Raw genomic sequence first — 23,417 nt, forward strand, 5'->3', positions numbered from 1 at the left:
AAAGACTATTTATTCAAACAAAGGCTAAGGTTTCGATAATAACTACATTATAAATTTTACATAGTTATTCACTTTTATTAGCCTAAGCGAATAGCTATTTTACTGAGTTAACTTAATAGTCACAATCGCCTCATCAGCTCCAAAGAGCCACATTTTTTATCACTGCTGGTCATTGCCATAAAACATCGACTTACCCCTTAGACCTATGGCAGGATGTCACCCTGTCACAAGTTAATAACAAATAATACTGACAGCGCAACAGCCAGCATAAATATAAAAAATCTCATCACACCCCAAAAAAATAATAATAGAGATCACTCAATGTCTGATAAGCAAAAGCTAAACAAACACAAACAGCCCAGTTTGCTCGATGCCCTTGCACCCGTCTTTGCCCTCATAGCAATGCTTGGCACAGCGGTTTATCTTTTTTCTTCCGATAGCTCATCTGGTGCCAACCAAATCGCGCTGATCCTCGCGGCCTGTATCGCCATTTTAATTGGCTATAAAAATGGCTATAGCTGGAATGAAATGGAACGCGGCATCATTAAAAGTATTGGTGTTGCCACTGGCGCCTTGTTAATTCTATTTACCGTGGGCTCGCTGATTGGCACTTGGATTTTGGCAGGCACGGTGCCGACAATGATTTATTACGGCATGCAGATTTTGCACCCTCAATATTTTTATGCCGCTAGCTGTATTTTATGTGCCGTGGTCGCGATCAGTATTGGTAGCTCTTGGACTGTGGCGGGTACCCTAGGTATTGCCTTAATTGGTATAGCTTCCGCTATGGGATTAGATATTAATATCACCGCTGGCGCGATTATTAGCGGCGCCTATTTTGGCGATAAAATGTCACCATTATCAGACACAACCAACCTAGCGCCAGCGGTTGCAGGCTCTGATATTTTCAGCCACATCAAATACATGACTTGGACTACCGTCCCCAGCATTATCATTGCGCTAATTGTCTTCACTGTTTTAGGGCTATCAGCCGATGTTGCTAGCTTCAATTCAGATCTTGATAGCACCCTGTTGCTCCTCGAAGCAACTTATCAACCTGGCCTGCATCTGCTTATTCCTTTATTAGTGGTGTTATTTTTTGCTAACAAAAAAATGCCAGCCTTTCCTACCGTAATTCTAGGGACAATTGCTGGGGCTATTTGTGCGGCGATTTTCCAATTTGATAATGTGGTCAGCTACGTTAATGAGGACAACTTATTACCGATAGTAGCACTCATTAAAGGTATTTGGATTGCGATGTTTGATGGTTATGTGGCCACCACAGGTGACACGGTTTTAGATAACTTATTAAGCCGCGGCGGCATGAGCAGCATGGTCACCACGGTTTGGTTAATCCTCTGCGCCATGACATTTGGCGGCGTGATGGAAGTGACAGGATCATTATCGCGCTTACTGGAAAGTATCTTAAGTTTAGTGACGGGGACTAGCAGCTTAATTATCACCACTTTGGGAGTTTGTATCGGCGCAAATATTATTACTGCCGATCAATATATTGCCATTGTACTGCCCGGTAGAATGCTAAAAATTGAATATCAAAAACGCAAGTTGGCGCCAGTTAATCTAAGCCGTACTCTAGAAGATTCAGCTACAGTAACTAGCCCACTTATCCCGTGGAATACCTGCGGCGCTTTCATGGCCAGTACCTTAGGCGTAGCAACCATTGCTTATTTGCCTTATGCAATCTTTAACCTAGTTTGCCCATTCATCAGTGCATCCTATGCGTATTTCAATATCAAAATACAACCGCTAGATGAATCACTGCAACTCACAGAAGGTTTATAAATTTCAAAAATACGGACTTAGCCTGCTGCTATATAAGTGACTATATAAATGACTATATAAGCTGTTATCCAAAACGGTCTTTCAACCAGCCATAATGATAGTAACCCCATTGCCCTATTCGCCTTGCTTTAGCAAAGGGCAAACGGGGTAATGGGTTTTGATAAAGTGGTAAATTAGCAATTTCAGTTGGTGTTTCACCGGCAATACTTTGGGCTAATCGAAAAGCCGCTTGTGCACTAAAAGACACCCCAGCGCCGCAATAACCTAAGCTGTAACCCACGCCGTTTTTCTCAACTACATGGGGCATATCATCCATTGATGCCGCTATCCAGCCCGTCCAGTTATAGGCCACTTTTTTAGTCGCTAATGCAGGAAAGCATTTATTCATGGCCAGCTTGAGTCGCTGACCATAAATCGGATCTGCAGCGTCTTTCCCCCACACAGCGCCGCGGCCGCCAAACAGTAATCGATTATCAGGCAGTAACCTGAAGTAATATTTTAAAATGCGGGTGTCCATGGTTACTTGATGGCTAAATAGACCAGCGGCTTGCAGCTCATCAGCACTAAGTGGCTCAGTGACGATAATATTACTGAGTATTGGCAAAAACTTTTCATCAATGCGGTGATTAAACGCTTTGGGCGTATAGCCATTGGCGGCCACTATCACTTTATTTGCGCTTAACTCACCATGCTCAGTGAACAGACGGTGCTTGCCATTTTCCTCGATCCAGTCAAGCACGCATGAGCTTTCAGATAGGGTGACATCTTGATGCTCAACCATTGATTTATAGCCCAGCAATAACTTTAGCGGGTTTACCCCAAAGCCATCACTTAATCGCAGTGCGCCATAGGCTTGGTGATGATTTAAATAATCTCGGCGAAAGTCTGCAGCATTAATAAATTGCGCATGCTGATCCATATTTGCAGAGCCTGCTGACGAGGGTGATTTACTGTCTAATGGTGAAGGTATTAAATGCTGCTGAATAAAGTCAGCGGCTGTTTTAAGCTGCTGCAACGCCTTAGGGTTATGCGCCACCTTTAAGTAGCCTTTCTCCTGCGGATCACACTCTATATTGTATTTATGAATTAGTGATTCAACGCGCTCGACAGCTTGGCTAAACTCGCCATAAATGGCTTTAGTGGTGGCTAAATCCCAACGTTTTGCCATAGCGGCATAGCCCAACCTGCCCGAGCCCTTTAATACAAAACCTGCATTACGGGCGCTGGCACCAAAACCCACTTGGTTTGCCTCTAATACATGGCAATCTATATGGTATTTACTGGCGAGATAATATGCCGTCAGTAATCCTGTATAACCGCCGCCAATTATCGCGACATCCGTTTGCTGATGACCACTTAGGTGAGGTAAGCGTGGCGGCAAAGCTTGGGTACTTGCCCAATAGCTATTGGCCAGTGGTTGTGAAGCAGCATTCGGGGTTATTAAAGGATCATACATAGCAGCGGCTCTTTTTATTTTGGTTATATGAGTGCAAATGCGGGCACTAAAATCTGCAATAAAGCCTTTTGATAACGTCTCTCTATAAATGGTTAGCTAAATTCAATCACCATTTCACAAGCTGTGCAGTGGCAATCATCGCCGCAAAGCACACAAAGATAATCGCTACCGTCTACTTTTTGGTTCCAACGGCTCGGATGTTGTTTAATTAATTGCCCACCAGCATGAGTAAAGTAACCTACCGCCGAGTTATTTGGGCTTTGTTGCCATAAGTGACTCACACCCGCTTTGGCGCCCTGTTGCTTAACAGCCGCAATAGACGCTTGCAGTAATTTAGAACCAATCCCCTGACCGCGATATGCTTCTGCTACTGTATTACATTTGAAATAACACATGTTTTCAGCAGTAACAGGCCACTTTTCAGGAGTACACCATTGATCAACTGGCCACTTCCCAGCGGCATAAGTCAGCCTAAAACCGACAATATTAGCCGTCGAATTATGGGTATTTTTAGTTGGTGATAATTGTTCACTTTCTGCGATGAAGTGAGCATTGATATTATTTTTTATACCCATTCGATAAATTTTTTCAAGCGAAGATAGATTTAAATACCCTTCACCATGAACCAAGTTTCCGAGTTCAATAACTTGTTGAAAATCATCAGGAGTTAAGCTTCTTATCATTATTATATTGACTCCAGGTTGTCTTAATATATCGCCAAGATAGCACAATTATTTAGCAAAAATAACGATGTTAAACTTTTGTGATAATTTGGCGATAACACAGTGAGATCCCTTTGGCAGAATCGATTGCAATTAAACAAAAGGAGCTCCGTTATGAAATCATCTGTATTAAAACCTATCGCACAAAAAGCAAGCTTACTGACTTGTGGACTCATCGCCGCTGGCCTGTTCAGTATGTCAGCTAATGCTGCTGAAGTTGAAATCAGTGTTGTTAACCTAACCCACGGTAATCACTTCACGCCATTGTTTATTGCAGCACACGATGCTGACAGTCACCTATTCCAAGTAGGCGAAATGGCTACACCAGCATTACAAAAAATGGCCGAGGGCGGGGATATTGCTGATTTAGATGCCGCAGTTATGGGCGCAGGTGGCGTGACTGTTACCAACCCAGCCATGGGTTTATTAGCCCCCGGTGCTAATGTCAGTGATGTCATGCTTGATTCAATGGAAATGACGCACCTTTCTATCGTTGCTATGGTACTACCAACCAATGATGCCTTTATGGGGTTAGATGGCTGGGAGATCCCGACTGAGGCGGGTACTTACGCAGTTTATGTAAACGCCTATGATGCGGGTACTGAAGCCAATGATGAAGTGGTTAATGGCGGCGGAATGTCCGGCGTTGCAGGTATTCCAGCAGCGCCAGGTGGTGACGGAGGTATGAATGGTACTGGTGTTATGGATGGTGCTACTAATGGTTATGTCCACACTCACCCAGGTGTGCTTGGTGATACTGATCCAGCCGGCGGCGCCAGTGATTTAGACAGCCGAATTCATCGCTGGTTAAACCCTGTTGCGAAAGTTGTTGTTACCGTTAAATAAGGGGCATGTGATGAAATATCCAATCAAAAATATCAATAAATATAGCCTGAGTGCTGCAGCATTAATTGCTGTGCTGGGCTTAAGTGGCTGTTCAGACAATAACAACTCACCGTCTCCTGAGCCGACTCCAACCCCAACGCCCGATACGGTAATGCAAACCTATAGCGTCACAGTGACAAACTTAACGGCTAATCAACCCATGTCACCGATTGCAATTGCCGTTCATAGCAATGATGTGATGTTATGGCAAGCAGGCGAAAGCGCAAATGTCGCCCTAGAGAAAATTGCTGAAGGCGGCGATTCAAGTGATGTAGCGGCTATTGAGGGTATCGAGGTTACGGCCAGTGGCGCTGGTATATTGATGCCAGGCATGTCAGAAACCATCACAATTACTTTAGATGAAGCCGATGTTGCCAACCTTACCGTAGCAACCATGCTGGTAAACACCAACGATGCCTTTACTGGATTAAACAGTTACGACATTTCGATGTTAGCAGTCGACACTATGGTCGCTATGAAAGGCATGGTTTACGACGCTGGCACTGAAGCTAATACAGAAGAAAAAGGTACCATGCCCGGACCTGCTGATGGCGGAGAGGGGTTTAATGCAACCCGTGATGATGTTGATTTTGTTCATATTCATCCAGGCGTGATCACCATGTATGACGGTTTAATGGACTCAGTCCTAACGCCATCACACCGTTTTGATAATCCGGCAATAGCCATATCAATCAGCCGCACACAATAGCAAGCATCAGCCTTTATGATTAAAAACCAAACAAGCTGAAAGTTTATCCCCCCATCTCAGGTCTGCTGGATAAGGACCTGAAATGGGAAATTCTGGATGAATGATTCTAATAAGCACCATCAGCACCAAATCAAGCCACATATTTTGTTGGTTGAAGATGAGCAAGATTTGGCAAGGCTCATCATGCTAAATCTAACCGCACTAAATTATGAGGTGTTTCATGCCACCACATTAAGCCAAGCGCTTAACATCATTAAATCTAGTGTAATTGATTTGATTTTGATGGACCGTATGCTACCTGATGGCGATGGCATTATGTTGTGCCAGCAACTTCGTGAAGCTGACAACTCGGTTGCTGTGATGATGCTAACTGCCAAAGATTCAGAAGCCGATATTGTATTGGGCCTTGAAGCCGGTGCTGATGATTACTTAGTCAAACCCTTTAGTGTGCTGGAGCTACGAGCGCGAGTAAAAGCCATGCTTAGGCGTAGTAAAACTCAACAAATCAGCTCTGAGCAACTGCAGTTTAATGGCGTTACCATTAACGCAGCAACCCGTGAGGTCATTACCAATGACTGCCCGCTGGAATTAACCGCTAGAGAATTTGATCTGTTGCTGTTTATGGCCAAGCATCCACTACAAGTATTTAGCCGAATGCAATTATTAGAGGCAGTGTGGGGTTACAACTATGACGGTTATGAGCATACGATTAACAGTCACATTAATCGCTTACGCAATAAACTCGCCCACAGCCCTGGGCATCCAGAATTAGTCAAAACCGTTTGGGGTGTAGGCTATAAGTTCTCTCCACCATCAGCAACTTAGCTGATATTCGTTTTAAGCATGTTATTTTTAAAGTGTATATGGGTCTCTAATGAACCGCTTATTTAACCGACTATTCTTATCTGCCACTTTAATGGTGTTGCTACTTTTTGTAGCCCTGTGGCAATGGTTACAACTCAACCATGAATTTAGCCGTAATCAAATTCAGCAATCATTACACTTACAACTTGCTGAACATATGGCGCACATTAATCCGTTATTGTCACAAGGGATTACCTCAGATGCAGCGCTAAAAGAAGCATTTCACGACTTTATGCTGCTGGGCCCAAGTTTTGAAATTTATACCTTAGATCCACAAGGTCGTGTCATTGCTTACGATGCCAAAGAAGAGAAAATCAAAACCACTCGAGTAAATTTAGCCAAGATAAAGCAATTTATTGCAGGTCGAGACCTACCGATTTTAGGCACAGATCCCCGCTCAAAAAAAACAGAAAAAATCTTTTCCGTCAGCCCGCTCATCACTACTGACGGGCTTCACAGTGGATACTTATATGTCATCATCGGCGGCGAAGATTATGATAGCTGGCAAGCACTAATAAACTCAGAAAATCAGCCCAAGCTTTGGGGCGCTACCATTGGCTTTTGGATTATTTTTGCACTGATGTTATTTGTGCTATTGCTGGGCTTTTTTACCCAACCAATTAAAAAATTAGCTAGCGATCTCAACCAATTAAAAGATTCGCCATTAAGCGGCACACTGGCTTTGCCTAACCGTTACAATGGCAGCGAAGAAATCAGAGTCCTCAGTGACAATATTAATCATTTACTGCATAAAATCAGCCAACAACACCAACAAGTCAAACGCCAACAACAAGCCAAACATGACTTCTTACTGCATTTGTCCCATGACTTAAAAACCCCACTCACCTCTTTGCTGGGATATATCGATACCTGGCTACTATTACCGCCAGCAGAGCGCCAACCAGAATTAATTGAGTACGCAGCTAATTCAGGGCAAAACTTACAGCAGTTACTGGCACAATTACTTGAATTAGCAGCACTGGAAAATGGTCAAATCAGTGCCCAAATAAGTCAAATTAATTTGCGAGAGGTATTACTGGATTTAAAACAAACTTTTGCACCCAGAGCGCAAAAACTTGGAATACTCTTAGACTTTAATATTGCCGATGAGCTGCAAGTGTATACCGACCCACAATTAATGCGTCGAATATTAAATAATCTTGTAGATAATGCCCTGAGATACACCCCAAAAGGTGGCACCATCAAGGTATACAGCGAAAGCTTAAATGGTCAAAGCTGGTTAGCCGTTAAAGATACTGGCGCAGGCATGCATAAGCATGAAGTCGAAGCCTTAAAACAATTATCCATGCAGCAGTTATCATTTGAGCCCAATCAAACATTGCCACAGTTGGGTGTTGGTTTAGCCATAGTGCGCCAATTGCTTGGACTCCTAAAGTGCCGTATTAATGTTGACAGTGAACCAGGCACTGGGAGTTGCTTTCATATCGAACTACAAAGCTGTCATCATTAATTCGCTTTAGCATTAGTTGCATTAACACTCTCACTTATGTGCGACTAATTCTTCTCAATAAAATAGCTTCGCCTTCCTACCCATAATTCGTAAATATTGATAACATCGATTAAGTTAATAAAATATTAAATATAAACAAACAATAATAACAATATTGAGTTAAATGGAAGGTATACACCATATGCACCAGAAGTATTCAGATGACTTAAACCTCCCAGAAATCCCTTTCGGTTCTCCAAGGCTTCCCTATGAGAAGCCGGAAGAAAATGTAAACTATTGGATAATTGATGATTTCTTCCCTGAAAAACAGGCAATTGATATAGCAAACCGATGTTTTATTAAAAGTAAGTGGAAGCTTGGCAAACCCTACACCAATGAACTTTGGCCTGGGATGCGTTCGAAAAATGCATTGAAGAAAAAAGAGCTCGAACTGGTAGAGAATTGGATAAAACAAACAATAGGAAAAGATAAGATTTGGGTGGCTGAGTCAAATGATGTTGTCGTTGATACTAATACCGCTATTTTAGTCGGAAGCGAAGAAGGTGCTGCAAGGCCACATGTCGATAATCGTCAGCTTTGTCGCTTTGGTGCTGTACTTTTTTTAAGTCGCGACCCAAAACCACATTCAGGAACTTCTTTTTATCGCCTAAAATATTCAAATGATGCTGCTGGCGGAAACTTAGTCGAAAAGCCTTACCATAATTTAGTTGATGCATTGAATACACAAAGCTTGCCACCAAGTGCTTGGTATGAAGATGAAAGTATAGAAAATAAATTCAACCGTTTAATCCTATTCAAAGGCAATATGGTACATAGTGCAAGTAGCTATTTTGGCAAAGAAAAAAGAGAAAAGCGCCTCGCCGTCACTTTCTTTTATATGGCTGAAGACATATTTTAAAATATAAATTTTGCAGTTGCTTCTATCGTAAAAAAGACAAAAAATTCTCCTACTGGTATTCGCTTTATTGGTCGCTAGCGCTATCACCACATGGAAATCATCTATCAACTTGAAGCCAATATAAAACACTTTATCCTAGCGAATAAAATAAAGCACCGAACGTATCCACGCTCAGTGCTTTATTTGCCCAGCCGCTATCCACTAAACATAGATGTTTAGTGGAATAATTTTAGCTATTAACTCTAGATAGATTGATAAAGTTTTTTAATTTTGTGGAAGAAAAGACTCACAAAACCAGCAAATAGACTTCCCCACATTAATAATACTGCCGCAACAGTCACAAATTGCCCCATATAATAATCGGCATTAGCCACATAAATGTAATGGTTACCTGGTAGTAGCGCAGCAAATACAGCAAAGAACATTAAAGCAACAATAATTTGAATTTTCATAATTAACTCTTTTTGGCAAAGGCTACTAGTTTTTGCCTCTGTTTCATCATGAAACAAAGCTAGTTAGCTAAATAATACTTAATTCTCAGAATGACGATAAAGTATCAAATAAACCCCACTAAGAGTTTTGTTAAGATCACAATTTAGAATATTCAATTGTCACTTTGTGATAGAGAGCACTCATTACCATTAAAACTATGATGAATAAAATATGGTAAAGCTCAGTGGTCGAAAACGAATTAAAAAAAAGACGAGCATTGCTCGTCTTTTTTTGTGCGCATCATTATCAATTACTTATGATATTTCGCTGATAGCTCATGTACTGAGTTAATGAATGAACCAGCATGTTCTGGGTTAACATGTTGATGGATACCATGACCCAAGTTAAATACATGGCCAGTACCTTCACCGTAAGAAGATAGGATTTGATCCACTTCTTGATGAATACGCTCTGGTGAAGCATAAAGTACAGATGGGTCCATGTTGCCTTGCAGCGCAACTTTATGACCAACACGGCGACGTGCATCACCGATATCAACAGTCCAATCTAAACCGAGCGCATCACAACCAGTTTCAGCCATAGACTCTAACCATAATCCGCCACCTTTAGTGAACAAGGTAACAGGAACTTGGCGACCGTCAGCATGGCGAGTTAGGCCATCAACGATTTTTTGCATGTAACGTAATGAGAACTCACGGTAAGCGTGGTGAGATAACGCACCGCCCCATGAATCAAAGATCATTAACGACTGAGCACCGTTAGCAACTTGTGCATTTAGGTACAAGATAACTGAATCAGCTAACTTGTCTAAAAGCATGTGTAATGCTGCTGGCTCTTCGTAAGCCATTTTCTTAATTTTTTCGAATGTTTTGCTTGAACCACCTTCAACCATATAAGTGGCTAGCGTCCAAGGAGAACCAGAGAAACCAATTAACGGTACTTCACCTTTTAGCTCGCGACGAATCGTGCTTACTGCACGCATCACGTAACCAAGTTCATCTTCTGGATCTGGAATGCAAAGCTTTTTAATCGAGTCAACGGTATCAGCTCGACGTTCAAAACGTGGACCCTCACCAGTTTCAAAGTATAAGCCTAAGCCCATTGCATCTGGAATGGTTAGAATGTCTGAAAATAAAATAGCTGCATCTAAATCATAACGACGTAATGGCTGTAAAGTCACTTCACAAGCCAAGTCTTGGTCTTTACAAAGCGACATGAAATCACCGGCTTGAGCACGGGTTGCTTTGTATTCTGGAAGGTAACGACCAGCTTGACGCATCATCCATACTGGCGTTCTGTCAACAGGCTGTTTTAGTAAAGCGCGTAAATAACGATCATTCTTTAATTCTGCCATTGGGCTTGATTCCTAAACATATATTGATATCCGCTGAACCGTAGTTTAGCGACTTAAGGTATTAATGTAACCAGTTCTGCTAAATTTATGTGAGCTGCCCCTCCTACTAGTATCAAAATTGCTAATATAAACGTTAATATGCTCACAAAAAGGGTTGTTTTTGACTAGGTGTGAAGCTAATTCAACAAAAAAGTTGCACCCTCGCTGCACCTTTGATATAAAAAGTTTGCGCTAGCAAGAACAATCAAGAAGCACGATAAATCGAGCCCTTAAAAATCTATTTGCCCAGCGGTAGCATGCTATCGCTGGGCATTTTTCTTTAGATTACAATAACAAAGAATATTTCCCTCGTAACTCAGCCCATTCCTCTGGTCAATCCATTGCTTCTTTTGCAGAAAAGAGTTGATTAATCACTACTTTCTCTCATACATTAAGTGTTATGTATTGGTTACTAAATTGAGAATGATAATGCTGACAAAACTAGAAAAAGCCGAACAAAAATGGGGTGGCTCCAATAAGCTGGTTGATCAATGGCTGCAGCACCGCAGAGCATTACTGATCCAATACTTCAAAATTGCTGGCCTCGCCCCTTACTCAGTCCCAGCAAAAAGCTTACCTGAACTAGATACCGTTAAGCAGTTTTGCGCTCAATTAGTTGATTATGTCTCTGAAGGTCATTTTGAGGTATACGATCAATTGGTTAATGAGTGTGAAAAATCAGGTGAACAAAGTAAAGCCCGAGCACAACTGTTATTACCAAAAATCAGTGAATCAACTGATGCCGCATTAGACTTCAATGACAAATATACTGAAGCAGATAGCGATTCTATGTTGCTAGAATTAGATAGCGATCTCTCTAATTTAGCTCAAGCAATGGAAGCGCGCTTTGCTTTGGAAGATGAGTTACTCGAGCAACTTCATCAGCATCATTCAAAAGTCAGCTAATGTGACTTATTACTTATTACTTACCAAAGTAATTAGCAAAGCTAGCGGCTAACTGATTGATCTTGAGTCACAGACAAAGAAAGACTCGATTTACTGATGCCATTTACTTGCGCCAGTTATCAGGTAGATCGACTTGGGACCATAAATCATGGCAAAGCGCTTGATGTTGATGCCAATTACCTTGTAGTAACCACCCCACCAAGGCATCACCGACTTGCGGATATGCAATAGGCTTGGGCGACGCCGCCTTTAACCATCGGGCTAACATTTTACTATCTAAGCTATCCATACTTTGTCCTGCAGCCAACAGCTCTAATGCTGCTACGTTTGATGATTGCTCAAATTGCCCCTGAAGCGGTTTAACCAGTAGCTTCTTACCTAATGTCATCGCCTCGCTGGCAAGCTCAAAACCTGCATTACCTATTACCCCACCACATTGCGACATGTGTTGTTTAAACCCACAGCGATCAAAGCTGAACCAATTAATATGCTCAGGTAATGACTGCTTTGGCTTATTGCCATGGTAAACAAAAAATTGATAGTCAGAAAAAGGCCTTAAAAAAGCTGCTATCGCATCGGCACTTTCAAAGGGTAAATACACCAAAATTTGATGGCTGTGAGCACCACAACTTGGATCAACTTCTACAAAGGGAGGTAAAATAGCAAAACCGAAATGATGCCAATGACAGCCTAATTTGATATCTGCAGGTGCAAAGTTGTTTAACAGTAATTCATCAAACCAGCTCATTCCCTGTTTAGGTACTGAGTATTGTAAGGACGCTTGATGACTGATCGCAATTGCGGTCACGCCCTGTTTTTTAGCAGCCCAAGCACTCACTGGCTCAAAGTCGTTTAACACTAAATCATAGCCGCTCAAATCAAGTTGTCTCACTTCAGACACAATGGGTGAAGTGATATTTCTTTTAATGGTTTTGCCAATGCTGACTCGCCCGTCTTCGGTAATAAAAGACATGCCCGTTCTAACTTGATAGTCGCCAAAACATTGCATATCAAAGTACTCATCTTTGGCGCGACCACTAAATAAAAAATCAACCTCGATATCAGTTTTACTTAACGCCTTTGCCATGACTCTGGCACGGCTAATATGGCCATTTCCCGTCCCTTGAACACCGTATAATATTTTCATGATTTACCTTGTTTAATGACCAATTTCAGCGCTATGACAAGCTAAATCAACGGCTCGGCTAAGATAACCACACCGACCCCCAACCCAATACCAGCAACAATATCCAATGGATAATGCACCCCAAGCGCTATTCGAGATAATCCAATCGCCACAGCCCAGGTCATTGCGATTGGCCACAATGCAGGAAAAGTCGAAGTGATAGCCATCGCCATAATAAAGGCCGCTGCAGTATGCCCCGATGGCAAACTAAATTTGTCTGATGCCTGAAAGCTGCTATCAAAGCCTGCAAAAGCGGCGCAAGGCCTAGTGCGGCGAATGGCATTTTTAAAGACAAAATATAACGGCAGTTCAATGATAAAACTCACTAACATCAAATTAAAAAACTGACTGCCTTGAGGATGTAAAAACAATAAACCTACCGCCATATACACGTAATAATGGCCATCCCCACTTGCTGAGATTCTTTTCGCTAAAGGGGTTAACTCATGAGTTCGACAAAAAGTAATAATGTGGCAAAACACAAACTTATCCAGTGCGCTAATCGTCATAGCCATACAAAATCCTTATAGTTCAATTGTTCAACCTTAATAAGAACTGTAAATAGGGCTAATGACGCTTAGATGACAAGCTATCGAAACTTTTATGACAATCATAACTTACTCAAAGGAGTCACCACAGACAGGGCAACAATGCAGTTAATCATATAAAAACAAGAACTAAGGCTAATAAAGGGCTTATCACAGCGATAAACAACAGCCGTTTAAGTCATCCCGCCTTAAGACCAAAGACTGAACAACTAACTGATTATCTTTATCAAGTGATGAATATCGCTGTTATTTTCATAAAAAGCTCATATAATTCATATATTATTGCTTTGATAACTGGCGAAAACCTCTGTGAATCGCTAACCCCAAGGAGTGTCACTATGGAATACAACACCTCAGAATTGTGTGATATGTATTTAGATGTCGTTGATGTAGTAGAACCAATGTTCAGTAATTACGGCGGTTGTAGCTCTTTTGGTGGTTCGATTAGTACCATCAAATGTTTTGAAGATAACGGCTTAATTGCTGATGCGCTGCAAGCAGAAGGCGAAGGTAAAGTCTTGTTAGTAGATGGTGGCGGTTCAATGCGCCGTGCATTAATTGATGCCTCGATTGCTGAAATCGCAGTGGCTAACAAGTGGGAAGGCATTATTGTTTACGGCTCAGTACGTGACGTTGACACCCTTGAAGAAATGGATATTGGTATTCAAGCATTAGCTTCAATCCCGATTGGCGCTGACACTAATGGCGTTGGTGAAGTTGAAATCCCAGTTAACTTTGGTGGGGTAACATTCCTGCCATGCGACCATATCTATGCTGACAATACTGGCGTTATCTTATCGCCAGAGCCATTAGATATCGAATAATCGATTGATATTGCTGGTTACATATTACCAGTTTAAATATCGACTAAAGCCAGCTATGCTGGCTTTTTTATGGCCTATTTTTAAGTCATAAGCTCTAAGTATTTGACTCTAGATATGTGGCTCGACATATTAGCCTTAAAGCTAACCTCAATTGAATGAAATAGGTTCTTAATGTTGCAGATAATGACCCGCAGTGAAGTTAATCAATACCTCTCCAGCAGAGATGGCGAAAGCAAACTGGGCCAAACCGTCAAGCTTATCTCCGAATCAGCCCCCTCTTTAGCGGATCTTAAACAGGCACTTTGTGAGGCTAAAACCAATGGGGTGCAATTTGTTATTGTCGGAATTACCGAAGATGCTGGTCCAAGGGCTAACTTAGGCCGCGGCGGCTCATCTGCAGCCTTTAGTGCCACTATGCAACAATGGCTTAATTTGCAGTCCAACCGCTACCTTGATGGTAAACAGTGTCTTATTTTAGGGGAAATATCTCAGGCCCCACTGCCAGAAGCGGCATCCCTAGAAGAGTTAAGGCAAGCGACTAAAGAACTTGATAACCAAGTCATTAGTGTGATCAGCCAAATTATGGCAGCAGAGCTTGAGCCCATAGTGATCGGCGGCGGTCATAACAATGCATATGGCATGCTAATGGCGACTAAGGCTCACTTTAATCAGGCGGCTGCGGCAGTAAACCTTGATCCCCATAGCGATTTTCGCCCACGGGAAGGGCGCCACAGTGGCAACGGATTTAGCTACGCTGCAGCCAATGGCGCACTGGCTTATTACCATGTGCTAGGTTTACATGAGCTAAAAAACACTGAAGCCACCTTAGAGCAATTAAGCTTATTTGGCGGTCATTGGCACAGCTTTCAGCAAATTTGGGTCAGACGAGAAATCGACTTAAGCCAAGCGCTGCAACAAATCGCCAGCAATCTTAATCAAACTCAACTGCCAGTGGCCTTAGAAATTGATGTAGATGCCATCGCCAAAATGCCCAGCAGCGCATCCACTTTTGCCGGTGTGCCCTTGTTAGATGCCTGCCACTATATTCATCACATCGCTAAACACTGCCCTTGTGCTTATCTGCATATTGCTGAAGCCGCGCCTCAATGTCACGATGCGGGTGATATGGCTGGTAAGCGTGATGTAGGCCAAAGTGTCTGTGAATTAATGTACAGTTATATCCAGGCAAGAAAAGTAAGCTAGCTTAAGCAAGGGATATTTGAACTTCTCTCGCTTAAGGATCGTACAAACTTAAGCTGTTAAATTTATTGCACGCTATTACCTAATACTTTCACTATTCAATAACTGTGAATTTTATGCTCTAATGCAGGGCAATTTTGATGAGATAGAATAATACGCTGTCTTAACGCATTCTTAGCTATTTCAAGTAAACTTGATCACATTCTGGCTGATTGAAGTTTCTGCAAAGCAAGCAATGACATACACTCGCTGTTAATTACCGCACATTATAGGAATACACAGATGTCTGAGGGCGACCCAAAGAACACCCATTTTGGTTACAAAACCGTTGATTCAGAGAAAAAAGCGGATTTAGTTGCTGACGTATTTCATTCGGTTGCTGCTAAATACGACATCATGAATGATGTTATGTCATTCGGTGTACACCGTTTTTGGAAACGTCACACGATTGCGACCGCAGGCGCAAGACCGGGCATGAAAGTACTTGACCTTGCTGGCGGCACCGGTGATTTAACCGCTAAATTCTCACACCTTGTGGGTGAGCGCGGCCAGGTTATTCTTGCTGACATTAATGATTCAATGCTTAAAGTTGGCCGTACTAAATTGCGCGACAAAGGCATTGTTAGCAATGTCAGTTACGTACAAGCTAATGCTGAAGCACTGCCGTTTCCTGACAATCATTTTGATATTATTACCATTGCGTTTGGTTTACGTAATGTGACCGATAAAGACGCAGCATTACGCTCGATGCGCCGGGTACTAAAACCTGGCGGAAAGTTATTAGTGCTTGAGTTCTCAAAACCTCAACACGAAGTCATGCGTAAAGTTTATGATCTTTATAGCTTTAAAGTGTTGCCTAAAATGGGCGCACTAATTACCCAAGATGCTGACAGCTATGAATACCTAGCTGAATCAATTCGCATGCATCCAGATCAAGAAACCTTAAAGCAAATGATGCTTGATGCCGGTCTTGAACAAGTTGACTACACCAATATGACTGATGGTGTTGTCGCCTTACATCGCGGTTATAAATTCTAATGCTGCCGAACCACTGTTCATTACTGGCTTGTGCTGCAATGGAAACTGCTCTCGGGCAGTTACAAGCACAAGATCAGGGTGAATATGCGCGACTAAAGCCGTTGCACGGTAAAGTATTCAAAATTCAGTTAACCCAAGTTAGTTGGCCAATATACCTTATTTTTGCACCGCAAATTCAAGTCATGAGCGCTTATGAAGCCACTGTTGACGTCAGTATTACTGCTGATGTCACTACGCTTTATAAGGTGACTGAAGGGGCTAACCTTACCGAGCTCATTAAGCAAGATAAGCTGTTCCTCGATGGCGATATCAACTTATTGCAAAGCTTTAGTCATTACTTAAAGCACATTGAGTTAGATTTTGCCGAGCCATTATCAAAGTATATTGGTGATGCCCCGACTCATATGTTGCTGACTAATACCAAACACTTAGCCAGTTCAATGAAGCAAGTGTTTGAAAAGTCGCTCTCTCATGTGGGTCAATTAACCACTGAAGAATATCGACTCGCCCCTCATCAAATCGACTTCATTCATTTTCGTGATAATCTGGAACAGCTTGTTGATAGAACAACAAGCATTGAGTCCAAGATAGCAAAATTAAGAGAAAAAATTACCCCATGACAATTGCAAGTATCAGGCGTGGTTACCAAGTCATAAAAACTGTACTCCATTACGGCTTAGATGATGTTTTACCCAAAAATAAAACTCCCTGGTACTTTTCACTTCTGCGAAATTGTTTCTTTTGGATCCGCAACCAACACAAAGACAAATCTTCTGCTGAACGTTTAAAGCTGGCGATGCAAGATTTAGGACCGGTTTACATCAAGCTGGGACAAATGCTGTCAACTCGCCGTGACTTACTCAATGATGAGTGGGCCAGTGAGCTGGCGATGTTGCAAGACCGCGTACCACCTTTTGATTCAACCCTTGCCCGCCAAGCTATTGAAGCAGAACTAAAAGCGCCGATAGACTCATTATTTGACAACTTTGAAGACATTCCCTTAGCGTCAGCATCCATATCTCAAGTTCACACTGCTAACTTGAAAGAAAATGGCGCAGAGGTGGTGTTAAAAGTTTTACGTCCCAACGTTGAAGCGCGAGTTAATGCTGATTTACAACTGATGTGCCAAGCGGCCAATTTACTTGAAAAGCTATTAGGTGAAGGCAATCGTCTGCGCCCTGCTGAAGTCATTGATGATTATCGCACCACCATTTTAGGCGAGCTAAACCTTAAACTAGAGGCGCTCAATGCCATCAAGCTACGTAACAATTTTTTAGACTCTGATAGCTTGTATGTGCCTTATGTTTATGAAGATTATTGCTACCCTCGCCTAATGGTAATGGAGCGTGTTTACGGCATTCCTGTTTCAGATATTGAAGCCTTAAAAGCCCAAGGGACTAATTTAAAGCTTTTGGCTGAACGCGGTGTTGAGCTGTTTTTCACCCAAGTATTTCGTGATAATTTTTTCCATGCTGACATGCACCCTGGCAATATTTTTATAAGCCGTGAACACCCTGACAATCCATTTTATATCGGCATGGATTGCGGCATTATGGGCACCCTTAATGATGTCGACAAACGCTATTTAGCAGAAAATTTCTTAGCCTTTTTTAATCGTGATTATCAGCGTATTGCCCAGCTTTATATTGAATCGGGTTGGGTATCAGAAAACACTGACGTACTGGCATTTGAGCAAGCGGTTAAAGTGGTTTGCGAACCCATGTTTAATAAGCCATTAGACGAAATCTCATTTGGCCATGTGTTACTGGAGTTATTTCGCACTGCCCGCCGATTCGATATCGTCGTGCAACCACAACTTGTTTTACTCGAAAAAACATTACTTTACATTGAAGGCTTAGGTCGTCAGCTGTACCCACAGCTAGACTTATGGTCAACAGCTAAACCGTTTTTAGAGCAGTGGATGTCTGAACAAGTCGGCCCGAAAGCCATTTTTGATAAAGTTAAAATGAAGAGCCCTTATTGGGCTGAAAAGCTGCCAGAATTTCCAGAACTTATCTATGACAATTTAAAAATGGGTCGAAAACTACTGGGCACCCAACAACAAATGCTTGATAAGTACCTAAAATTTCAACATAAAGCCCATAAAAGTAATTACTTATTAATAACAGCTGCTGTAATGTTGATCTGTGGCACAATATTATTAAACCAATACGCTACACTATGGCCTGCTTACATTTGTATCACATCAGGTATAGTGCTTTGGTTCACAGGATGGCGATCCAGACCAAAAAACCGTAAATTTTAACTAGCACTTATACATTAGAGGTTCATAATACTCTATGTATAAAGGTTACAATTGTGAATGTAAAAATTCCAACATCATGTTTTTATTCTTATAGAGGAAATGTTCATGGGCGGCATCAGTATTTGGCAGCTTCTAATTATTGCGTTAATTGTTGTGTTGTTATTCGGAACTAAAAAATTACGTTCTTTAGGTGGCGATTTAGGTGGGGCTGTTAAGGGCTTCAAAAATGCAATGAATCCTGAAGATGAAGAAAAGAAGTCTCTAGAAGACAGCACTGCGAAAAAGTCTGAACAGGCAACTGAGCAGAAATCCGAGTCAAAGGATAAAGAACAGGCGTAATTCATTATGTTTGACGGTATTGGCTTTATGGAGCTACTGCTGATTGGAATTTTGGGGCTTGTGGTTCTCGGCCCCGAAAGACTTCCGGTTGCAGTACGTTCAATATCTGAGTGGATCCGCTCATTAAAGCGGATGGCAAACTCAGTCAAAGATGAATTAGAGCAAGAGCTTAAAATTGATCAGCTTCATGCTGACCTTAAAAAAGCAGAAAGCAAAGGTTTGTCGAACCTATCACCTGAACTACAAGAGTCCATTGATCAGCTAAAAGATGCTGCAAAATCGGTTAATCGTCCCTATCAAGTTGACGAAGTAGCCAAAGATACCTCTGCAGCTACACCCGCTGAAAGTTCTACTGCCAAAAGTGAACAAGCAAACGACTCTGACAGTTCAAATACCAAAAGCTAACACGGGTAACCAATGTCACAACAGCTACCTCTTATCAGTCATTTGCTTGAGTTACGAAATAAGTTACTTAGAGCTATCGGCAGCGTATTGCTGGTATTTATCTGCTTAGTTTATTGGGCAAATGACATTTACCATTATATGGCAATCCCATTAATGCAATCACTGCCAGAGACCGGCAGTATGATTGCAACGGATGTAGCCGCGCCCTTTTTTGCGCCATTTAAATTAACCTTAGTGTTATCATTTTTTGTGGCGATCCCCTACGTACTATTTCAAGTATGGTCATTTGTGGCGCCCGGTTTATACAAACACGAAAAGCGCATGATTATGCCGCTGCTATTTAGCAGTACGGTATTATTTTACCTCGGTATTGCTTTCGCCTATTACGTGGTATTTCCGGTGGTATTTGCGTTTTTCACCAGTGTCGCACCAGAAGGAGTGCAAGTAGCAACCGACATTAGTAGCTATTTAAGTTTTATCTTAAAGCTATTTTTTGCTTTTGGTTTAGCCTTTGAAATCCCTGTAGCCGTAGTATTAATGTGCTGGGCTGGCGTGACAACACCAGATGAGCTTAAACAAAAACGCCCTTACATTGTTGTAGGTGCATTTGTGGTTGGCATGATGCTAACGCCACCTGATATTATTTCACAAACAATGTTAGCGATTCCTATGTTAATATTATTTGAAGGTGGTTTATTAGCAGCTAGGCTATATACCCCAAAAGAAGATACAGATAACGAAGAGCCAGAGAACGAGAAAGCTGATAGTTAAATTGCGCATCGCACTCATGGACTAGTTAACCAATAAAAAGAAGGATTCTGTAATGCGTTTAACTTTGATTGCCACTTTTGCTTTGGCTATCTCTTCTCAAGCACAGGCCAGTGTTGAGCAACAACTGGCGAGCTGTGCAGCTCAAACTGACAAACTTGACCGGCTAATGTGTTACGACACATTAGCCGCGTCAGTTAACACCTCCCTCACTTCAGCGACAACAGAGACTGCTACTGCGGTATCGACGCCAGCAGTAGTAACTGCATCTGCCGTAACAACGGCTGCAGTTGCAACGTCTAACACTCCTACTGCAGAGCAAGAGTTTGGTCTTAAAAAGAAGGTCGATGAGGATGTCACTCGCCTTTATGCTGACGTTGTATCGGTAAAAAAAGATCCTTACGGCTCATTAATTATTACCCTGTCTAATAATCAAACTTGGAAGCAATCAGGTACTGACCGCTATAAAGTGAAAAAAGATCAAACCGTCTTTGTTGAAAAAGGCGCTCTCGGTTCATTCCTACTGGGCAGCGATGATCGTAACTCCACTATTCGAGTGAAGCGTTTAAAATAAATCATGCCGCAGCATATCGACATAGCCGTTAATTTGCTTAGCAGCAGGTTAATCGCTGATATTGACAATATAGTGACTCAAGCGGCGCAACATCATGTTTCGCCGTTAATTGTTATTGGCAGTGATATTACTGAAAGTAGCGACAGCGCCTCGCTGTGCGCAAAATACCCTCAGCAACTCTATAGCACTGCAGGGGTTCACCCTCACCACGCCAGTAGCTGGAATGCTGCCAGTGCTGATGAGATAAAAACCTTAGCAGCATTAAAGCAAGTGGTTGCTATTGGTGAATGCGGTTTAGATTATAATCGCGACTTTTCTCCCCGTAATGCCCAGCGCCTTGCCTTTCACGCCCAACTTGAATTGGCAGTTGCATTACAAATGCCGGTACTGATGCACTGTCGTGACGCTCACGAGGACTTTATTGCAATAGTAAGTCAATATCGCCACAAGCTCCCTGCAGCGCTGCTGCATTGCTTTACGGGCAGCAAAGATGAGTTACTTGCTTGTCTTGAATTAGATTTACATATCGGCATAACTGGCTGGGTATGCGATGAACGTCGCGGCGCTGAGCTGGCGAGCATAGTGCCATTGATCCCAAACAACCGCTTAATGGTTGAAACTGACAGCCCTTATTTATTACCTCGCAGCATGCGCCCTAAACCCAAATCTAGCAAAAATTTGCCACAATACTTGCCCTATATTGCCGAGTATATTGCTAATCTTCGTCAGCAACCCTATGCAGAGCTGGCAGCCCATTGCTACACCAACAGCCAGCGTTTTTTTAACCTAGGGCAGGATTAATGCAGCAAGTGCATTGGGCGTTTAAAGCATTTACTTTGTTTTTTATTATATTGCTAACTCAATTACAAGCAGCCCACGCGCTTGCCGTTGAGCACGCCAATACCCCGCTAAGATTAACCGCCTCATCCATTACAAAAATCAAATTAACGGATTGGATGTATATCAATCAGTCTCAAGATATTGAAGAGCTTGCCAGCTTAACACTGCTAAAAAATAGCCAACAAGATTGGCGCAAGTTAAGCCGCGGCGATATGCGTAAAATTGGCGCTAAAAATACTTGGTTGAGTTTTAGTATTTTTAGCCCTAATGACCATCTATCACGCATGATAGCGCTGAATAACCCACTGCTAGATAGCATGAAACTATATCATTTAGTCAATAACAAATTAGTAAAAGTGGAGCTAATGGGTGATAGCTATCCGTTTAAACAGCGCCCACTGCAAAGTAATTTATTTCTTTACCCCTTTGAATTACAGCCAAACGAAACACATACCTTTTACTTAAAAATCGATAATCGCGGCAGCTTAAATTTTCCATTGGTACTATGGAGTAAAAATGATTACAGCCATGCCATTGAGTCTCAAAGCCTTGCTAATGGCTTTCAAATTGGGATATTGATTGCCATTGGGCTATTTAGTTTGTTTATTGCCCTCGCATCAGGGTCTTTTAGTTATAGTTACTATAGTGGCTATGTACTCAGTTTAACTCTACTTGTGGCCACTATTCATGGTATTGCCTTTCAATATTTATGGCCCACACTGCCGGTGGTGCAAAACTTAGCCATTCCAATATTAATCCCGATAGCCTTAGCTTTTGCGCTGATGTTTACCGAAAAAGTGATGCTACTTAAATATCATAATAAACCGATGCTATTAGTCGGTCGTTACCTTGCGGTTTACTGCGTTTTACTGAGTCTGGTTATCTCGTTTATTGATTTTAAATTCAGCTTATATTTGCTCACTTTCTCGGTAATCGCCATTAGCTGTGTACTGATTACAGTATCTTTAATACAAGTAATTAAAGGCAGTAAAAATGCACGTTTATATGCTATTGCCCGTATCGGGCTATTTATTGGTGCCATTCTCAGCGGGCTCATTTATCTGGGCTATTTACAGTGGTATATGCCAGCGCATACTCCAATGATGATCGGACTGACCTTTGAAGTCATTGTCATGGCTGCAGTGCTAGCAGTGCGCTATAACGATGAACGAAAAGCCAAACTTCAAATGCAAAAAAAGGCCCTAGAGCAAGCCCAAAAACTACAACAAAACCGTGATGAAGCTTTAAAAGCAGAAGCGAGAACCAATGAACGTCTCGAACAAATGGTCGCTGAGCGGACTCTTGAGCTCGAAGTCACCTTACGTGAGCTAAATGATGCCAATCAAAAGCTGCAGCAACAAAGCACCACTGACAGTTTAACTGGGGTAAAAAATAGAAACGCCTTTGATAAACGCCTAACCGCAGAAGGACGCATTAGTCGTCGTCAGCAAACCTCACTTGCTATCCTAATGGTTGATATTGATAAATTTAAACAGATTAATGATCAATTTGGTCACCTTGCTGGCGACCTTGCAATTAAAGTGATTGCGACAACAATTTCTGAGTTTTTAAAACGACCAACCGATCTGGTGTCACGTTTTGGAGGTGAAGAGTTTGCTATTATATTACCAAATACTGATAGTGTAGGAGCGATGCTATTGGCTGAAAGAATTCGCCAAGCAATCTCCAATTTATCAATCGATTGGGATAATAACCCTATTTCCCTTTTCGTAAGTATCGGTGTGAGCGCTGCCATTATCGAAACCAATGAACAGCCAACTCAGTTACTTGAACAAGCAGATAAAGCGCTTTACCAAGCTAAGCGCAGTGGACGAAATCAGGTTTGTCTGTTTTCGTCTGATTAAGATC

The 23,417-nt window shown here is 42.0% G+C and carries 24 protein-coding genes; 18 read left to right on the forward strand and 6 right to left on the reverse strand.

Features of this window, described 5'->3' with window-relative positions:
- The first annotated feature begins 321 nt into the window (after positions 1–321).
- The gene (gene nhaC, locus BCU57_RS16625) at positions 322–1,803 is read left to right on the forward strand and encodes a Na+/H+ antiporter NhaC (protein WP_102436948.1); all 1,482 of its coding nucleotides are present in this window, start codon (positions 322–324) and stop codon (positions 1,801–1,803) included.
- 64 nt (positions 1,804–1,867) lie between these two features.
- Here nhaC and BCU57_RS16630 read toward each other — a convergent pair whose 3' ends face one another.
- Both BCU57_RS16630 and BCU57_RS16635 read right to left on the reverse strand, forming a co-directional pair.
- The gene (locus tag BCU57_RS16630) at positions 1,868–3,259 is read right to left on the reverse strand and encodes an NAD(P)/FAD-dependent oxidoreductase (RefSeq protein ID WP_102436950.1); all 1,392 of its coding nucleotides are present in this window, start codon (positions 3,257–3,259) and stop codon (positions 1,868–1,870) included.
- Between the two features lie 92 nt (positions 3,260–3,351).
- Entirely contained in the window at positions 3,352–3,942 is a 591-nt protein-coding gene (locus BCU57_RS16635) for a GNAT family N-acetyltransferase (protein WP_102436952.1), read from the reverse strand.
- 234 nt (positions 3,943–4,176) lie between these two features.
- Here BCU57_RS16635 and BCU57_RS16640 point away from each other — a divergent pair, with 234 nt between their 5' ends.
- The 5 genes from BCU57_RS16640 to BCU57_RS16660 all read left to right on the forward strand — a co-directional run bounded on the left by BCU57_RS16640 (position 4,177) and on the right by BCU57_RS16660 (position 8,808).
- Complete coding sequence (locus BCU57_RS16640) at positions 4,177–4,827, forward strand: spondin domain-containing protein (protein ID WP_241901028.1); 651 nt, start codon at positions 4,177–4,179, stop codon at positions 4,825–4,827.
- A gap of 10 nt (positions 4,828–4,837) precedes the next feature.
- On the forward strand, positions 4,838–5,575 hold the full coding sequence (locus tag BCU57_RS16645) for a spondin domain-containing protein (protein WP_198589304.1): 738 nt from the start codon (positions 4,838–4,840) through the stop codon (positions 5,573–5,575).
- A gap of 96 nt (positions 5,576–5,671) precedes the next feature.
- Entirely contained in the window at positions 5,672–6,400 is a 729-nt protein-coding gene (locus BCU57_RS16650) for a response regulator transcription factor (protein WP_102436956.1), read from the forward strand.
- Between the two features lie 49 nt (positions 6,401–6,449).
- Positions 6,450–7,910, forward strand: coding sequence for a sensor histidine kinase (locus BCU57_RS16655; RefSeq protein ID WP_102436958.1), 1,461 nt, complete (start codon positions 6,450–6,452; stop codon positions 7,908–7,910).
- A gap of 181 nt (positions 7,911–8,091) precedes the next feature.
- A complete protein-coding gene (locus BCU57_RS16660; protein WP_102436960.1) occupies positions 8,092–8,808 on the forward strand; it encodes a DUF6445 family protein in 717 nt (238 codons plus the stop codon).
- A gap of 242 nt (positions 8,809–9,050) precedes the next feature.
- Here BCU57_RS16660 and BCU57_RS16665 read toward each other — a convergent pair whose 3' ends face one another.
- Both BCU57_RS16665 and hemE read right to left on the reverse strand, forming a co-directional pair.
- Positions 9,051–9,260 (reverse strand): hypothetical protein, encoded by a 210-nt coding sequence (locus BCU57_RS16665; protein WP_102436962.1) that lies wholly within the window; start codon positions 9,258–9,260, stop codon positions 9,051–9,053.
- Positions 9,261–9,550: 290 nt separating this feature from the next.
- Positions 9,551–10,615 carry a uroporphyrinogen decarboxylase gene (hemE, locus tag BCU57_RS16670; protein WP_102436964.1) on the reverse strand — a complete coding sequence of 355 codons (1,065 nt, stop codon included), beginning with the start codon at positions 10,613–10,615 and terminating at the stop codon, positions 9,551–9,553.
- Positions 10,616–11,083: 468 nt separating this feature from the next.
- On the opposite strand from hemE, the gene rsd reads away from it, so the two are divergent.
- The gene (gene rsd / locus BCU57_RS16675; protein WP_198589908.1) at positions 11,084–11,560 is read left to right on the forward strand and encodes a sigma D regulator; all 477 of its coding nucleotides are present in this window, start codon (positions 11,084–11,086) and stop codon (positions 11,558–11,560) included.
- A 103-nt stretch (positions 11,561–11,663) separates the two neighbouring features.
- Here the strand turns inward: rsd and BCU57_RS16680 are convergent, their stop codons facing one another.
- Positions 11,664–12,707 carry an MJ1255/VC2487 family glycosyltransferase gene (locus BCU57_RS16680; RefSeq protein ID WP_102436968.1) on the reverse strand — a complete coding sequence of 348 codons (1,044 nt, stop codon included), beginning with the start codon at positions 12,705–12,707 and terminating at the stop codon, positions 11,664–11,666.
- A gap of 41 nt (positions 12,708–12,748) precedes the next feature.
- Positions 12,749–13,261, reverse strand: coding sequence for a phosphatase PAP2 family protein (locus BCU57_RS16685; RefSeq protein ID WP_102436970.1), 513 nt, complete (start codon positions 13,259–13,261; stop codon positions 12,749–12,751).
- Between the two features lie 371 nt (positions 13,262–13,632).
- Here BCU57_RS16685 and rraA point away from each other — a divergent pair, with 371 nt between their 5' ends.
- From rraA to BCU57_RS16740, 11 genes are all read left to right on the forward strand, one after another.
- A complete protein-coding gene (gene rraA, locus BCU57_RS16690; protein WP_076539310.1) occupies positions 13,633–14,118 on the forward strand; it encodes a ribonuclease E activity regulator RraA in 486 nt (161 codons plus the stop codon).
- Between the two features lie 171 nt (positions 14,119–14,289).
- Entirely contained in the window at positions 14,290–15,321 is a 1,032-nt protein-coding gene (locus BCU57_RS16695) for a formimidoylglutamase (protein WP_102436972.1), read from the forward strand.
- 279 nt (positions 15,322–15,600) lie between these two features.
- Positions 15,601–16,356, forward strand: a complete 756-nt coding sequence (gene ubiE / locus BCU57_RS16700) for a bifunctional demethylmenaquinone methyltransferase/2-methoxy-6-polyprenyl-1,4-benzoquinol methylase UbiE (protein WP_102436973.1) — start codon at positions 15,601–15,603, stop codon at positions 16,354–16,356.
- Positions 16,356–16,976: an SCP2 domain-containing protein gene (locus BCU57_RS16705; protein WP_102436975.1), complete on the forward strand. Its 621-nt coding sequence runs from the start codon at positions 16,356–16,358 to the stop codon at positions 16,974–16,976. The genes ubiE and BCU57_RS16705 overlap by 1 nt, the downstream gene beginning before the upstream one ends.
- On the forward strand, positions 16,973–18,622 hold the full coding sequence (ubiB, locus tag BCU57_RS16710) for a ubiquinone biosynthesis regulatory protein kinase UbiB (protein WP_102436977.1): 1,650 nt from the start codon (positions 16,973–16,975) through the stop codon (positions 18,620–18,622). The genes BCU57_RS16705 and ubiB overlap by 4 nt, the downstream gene beginning before the upstream one ends.
- Positions 18,623–18,727: 105 nt before the next feature.
- Positions 18,728–18,961, forward strand: a complete 234-nt coding sequence (gene tatA, locus BCU57_RS16715; protein WP_076539319.1) for a Sec-independent protein translocase subunit TatA — start codon at positions 18,728–18,730, stop codon at positions 18,959–18,961.
- Positions 18,962–18,967: 6 nt separating this feature from the next.
- Positions 18,968–19,366: a Sec-independent protein translocase protein TatB gene (gene tatB, locus BCU57_RS16720; RefSeq protein WP_102436979.1), complete on the forward strand. Its 399-nt coding sequence runs from the start codon at positions 18,968–18,970 to the stop codon at positions 19,364–19,366.
- 12 nt (positions 19,367–19,378) lie between these two features.
- The gene (gene tatC / locus BCU57_RS16725; protein WP_076539321.1) at positions 19,379–20,137 is read left to right on the forward strand and encodes a twin-arginine translocase subunit TatC; all 759 of its coding nucleotides are present in this window, start codon (positions 19,379–19,381) and stop codon (positions 20,135–20,137) included.
- Between the two features lie 52 nt (positions 20,138–20,189).
- Complete coding sequence (locus tag BCU57_RS16730; protein WP_102436981.1) at positions 20,190–20,708, forward strand: hypothetical protein; 519 nt, start codon at positions 20,190–20,192, stop codon at positions 20,706–20,708.
- Between the two features lie 3 nt (positions 20,709–20,711).
- Positions 20,712–21,509 carry a TatD family hydrolase gene (locus BCU57_RS16735; RefSeq protein WP_102436983.1) on the forward strand — a complete coding sequence of 266 codons (798 nt, stop codon included), beginning with the start codon at positions 20,712–20,714 and terminating at the stop codon, positions 21,507–21,509.
- Positions 21,509–23,413: a diguanylate cyclase gene (locus BCU57_RS16740; RefSeq protein WP_102436985.1), complete on the forward strand. Its 1,905-nt coding sequence runs from the start codon at positions 21,509–21,511 to the stop codon at positions 23,411–23,413. Before BCU57_RS16735 ends, BCU57_RS16740 begins: the two co-directional genes overlap by 1 nt.
- Positions 23,414–23,417 lie beyond the last annotated feature (4 nt).

This window comes from Shewanella sp. 10N.286.48.B5 (genome assembly GCF_002874355.2).
GTDB lineage: Bacteria > Pseudomonadota > Gammaproteobacteria > Enterobacterales > Shewanellaceae > Shewanella.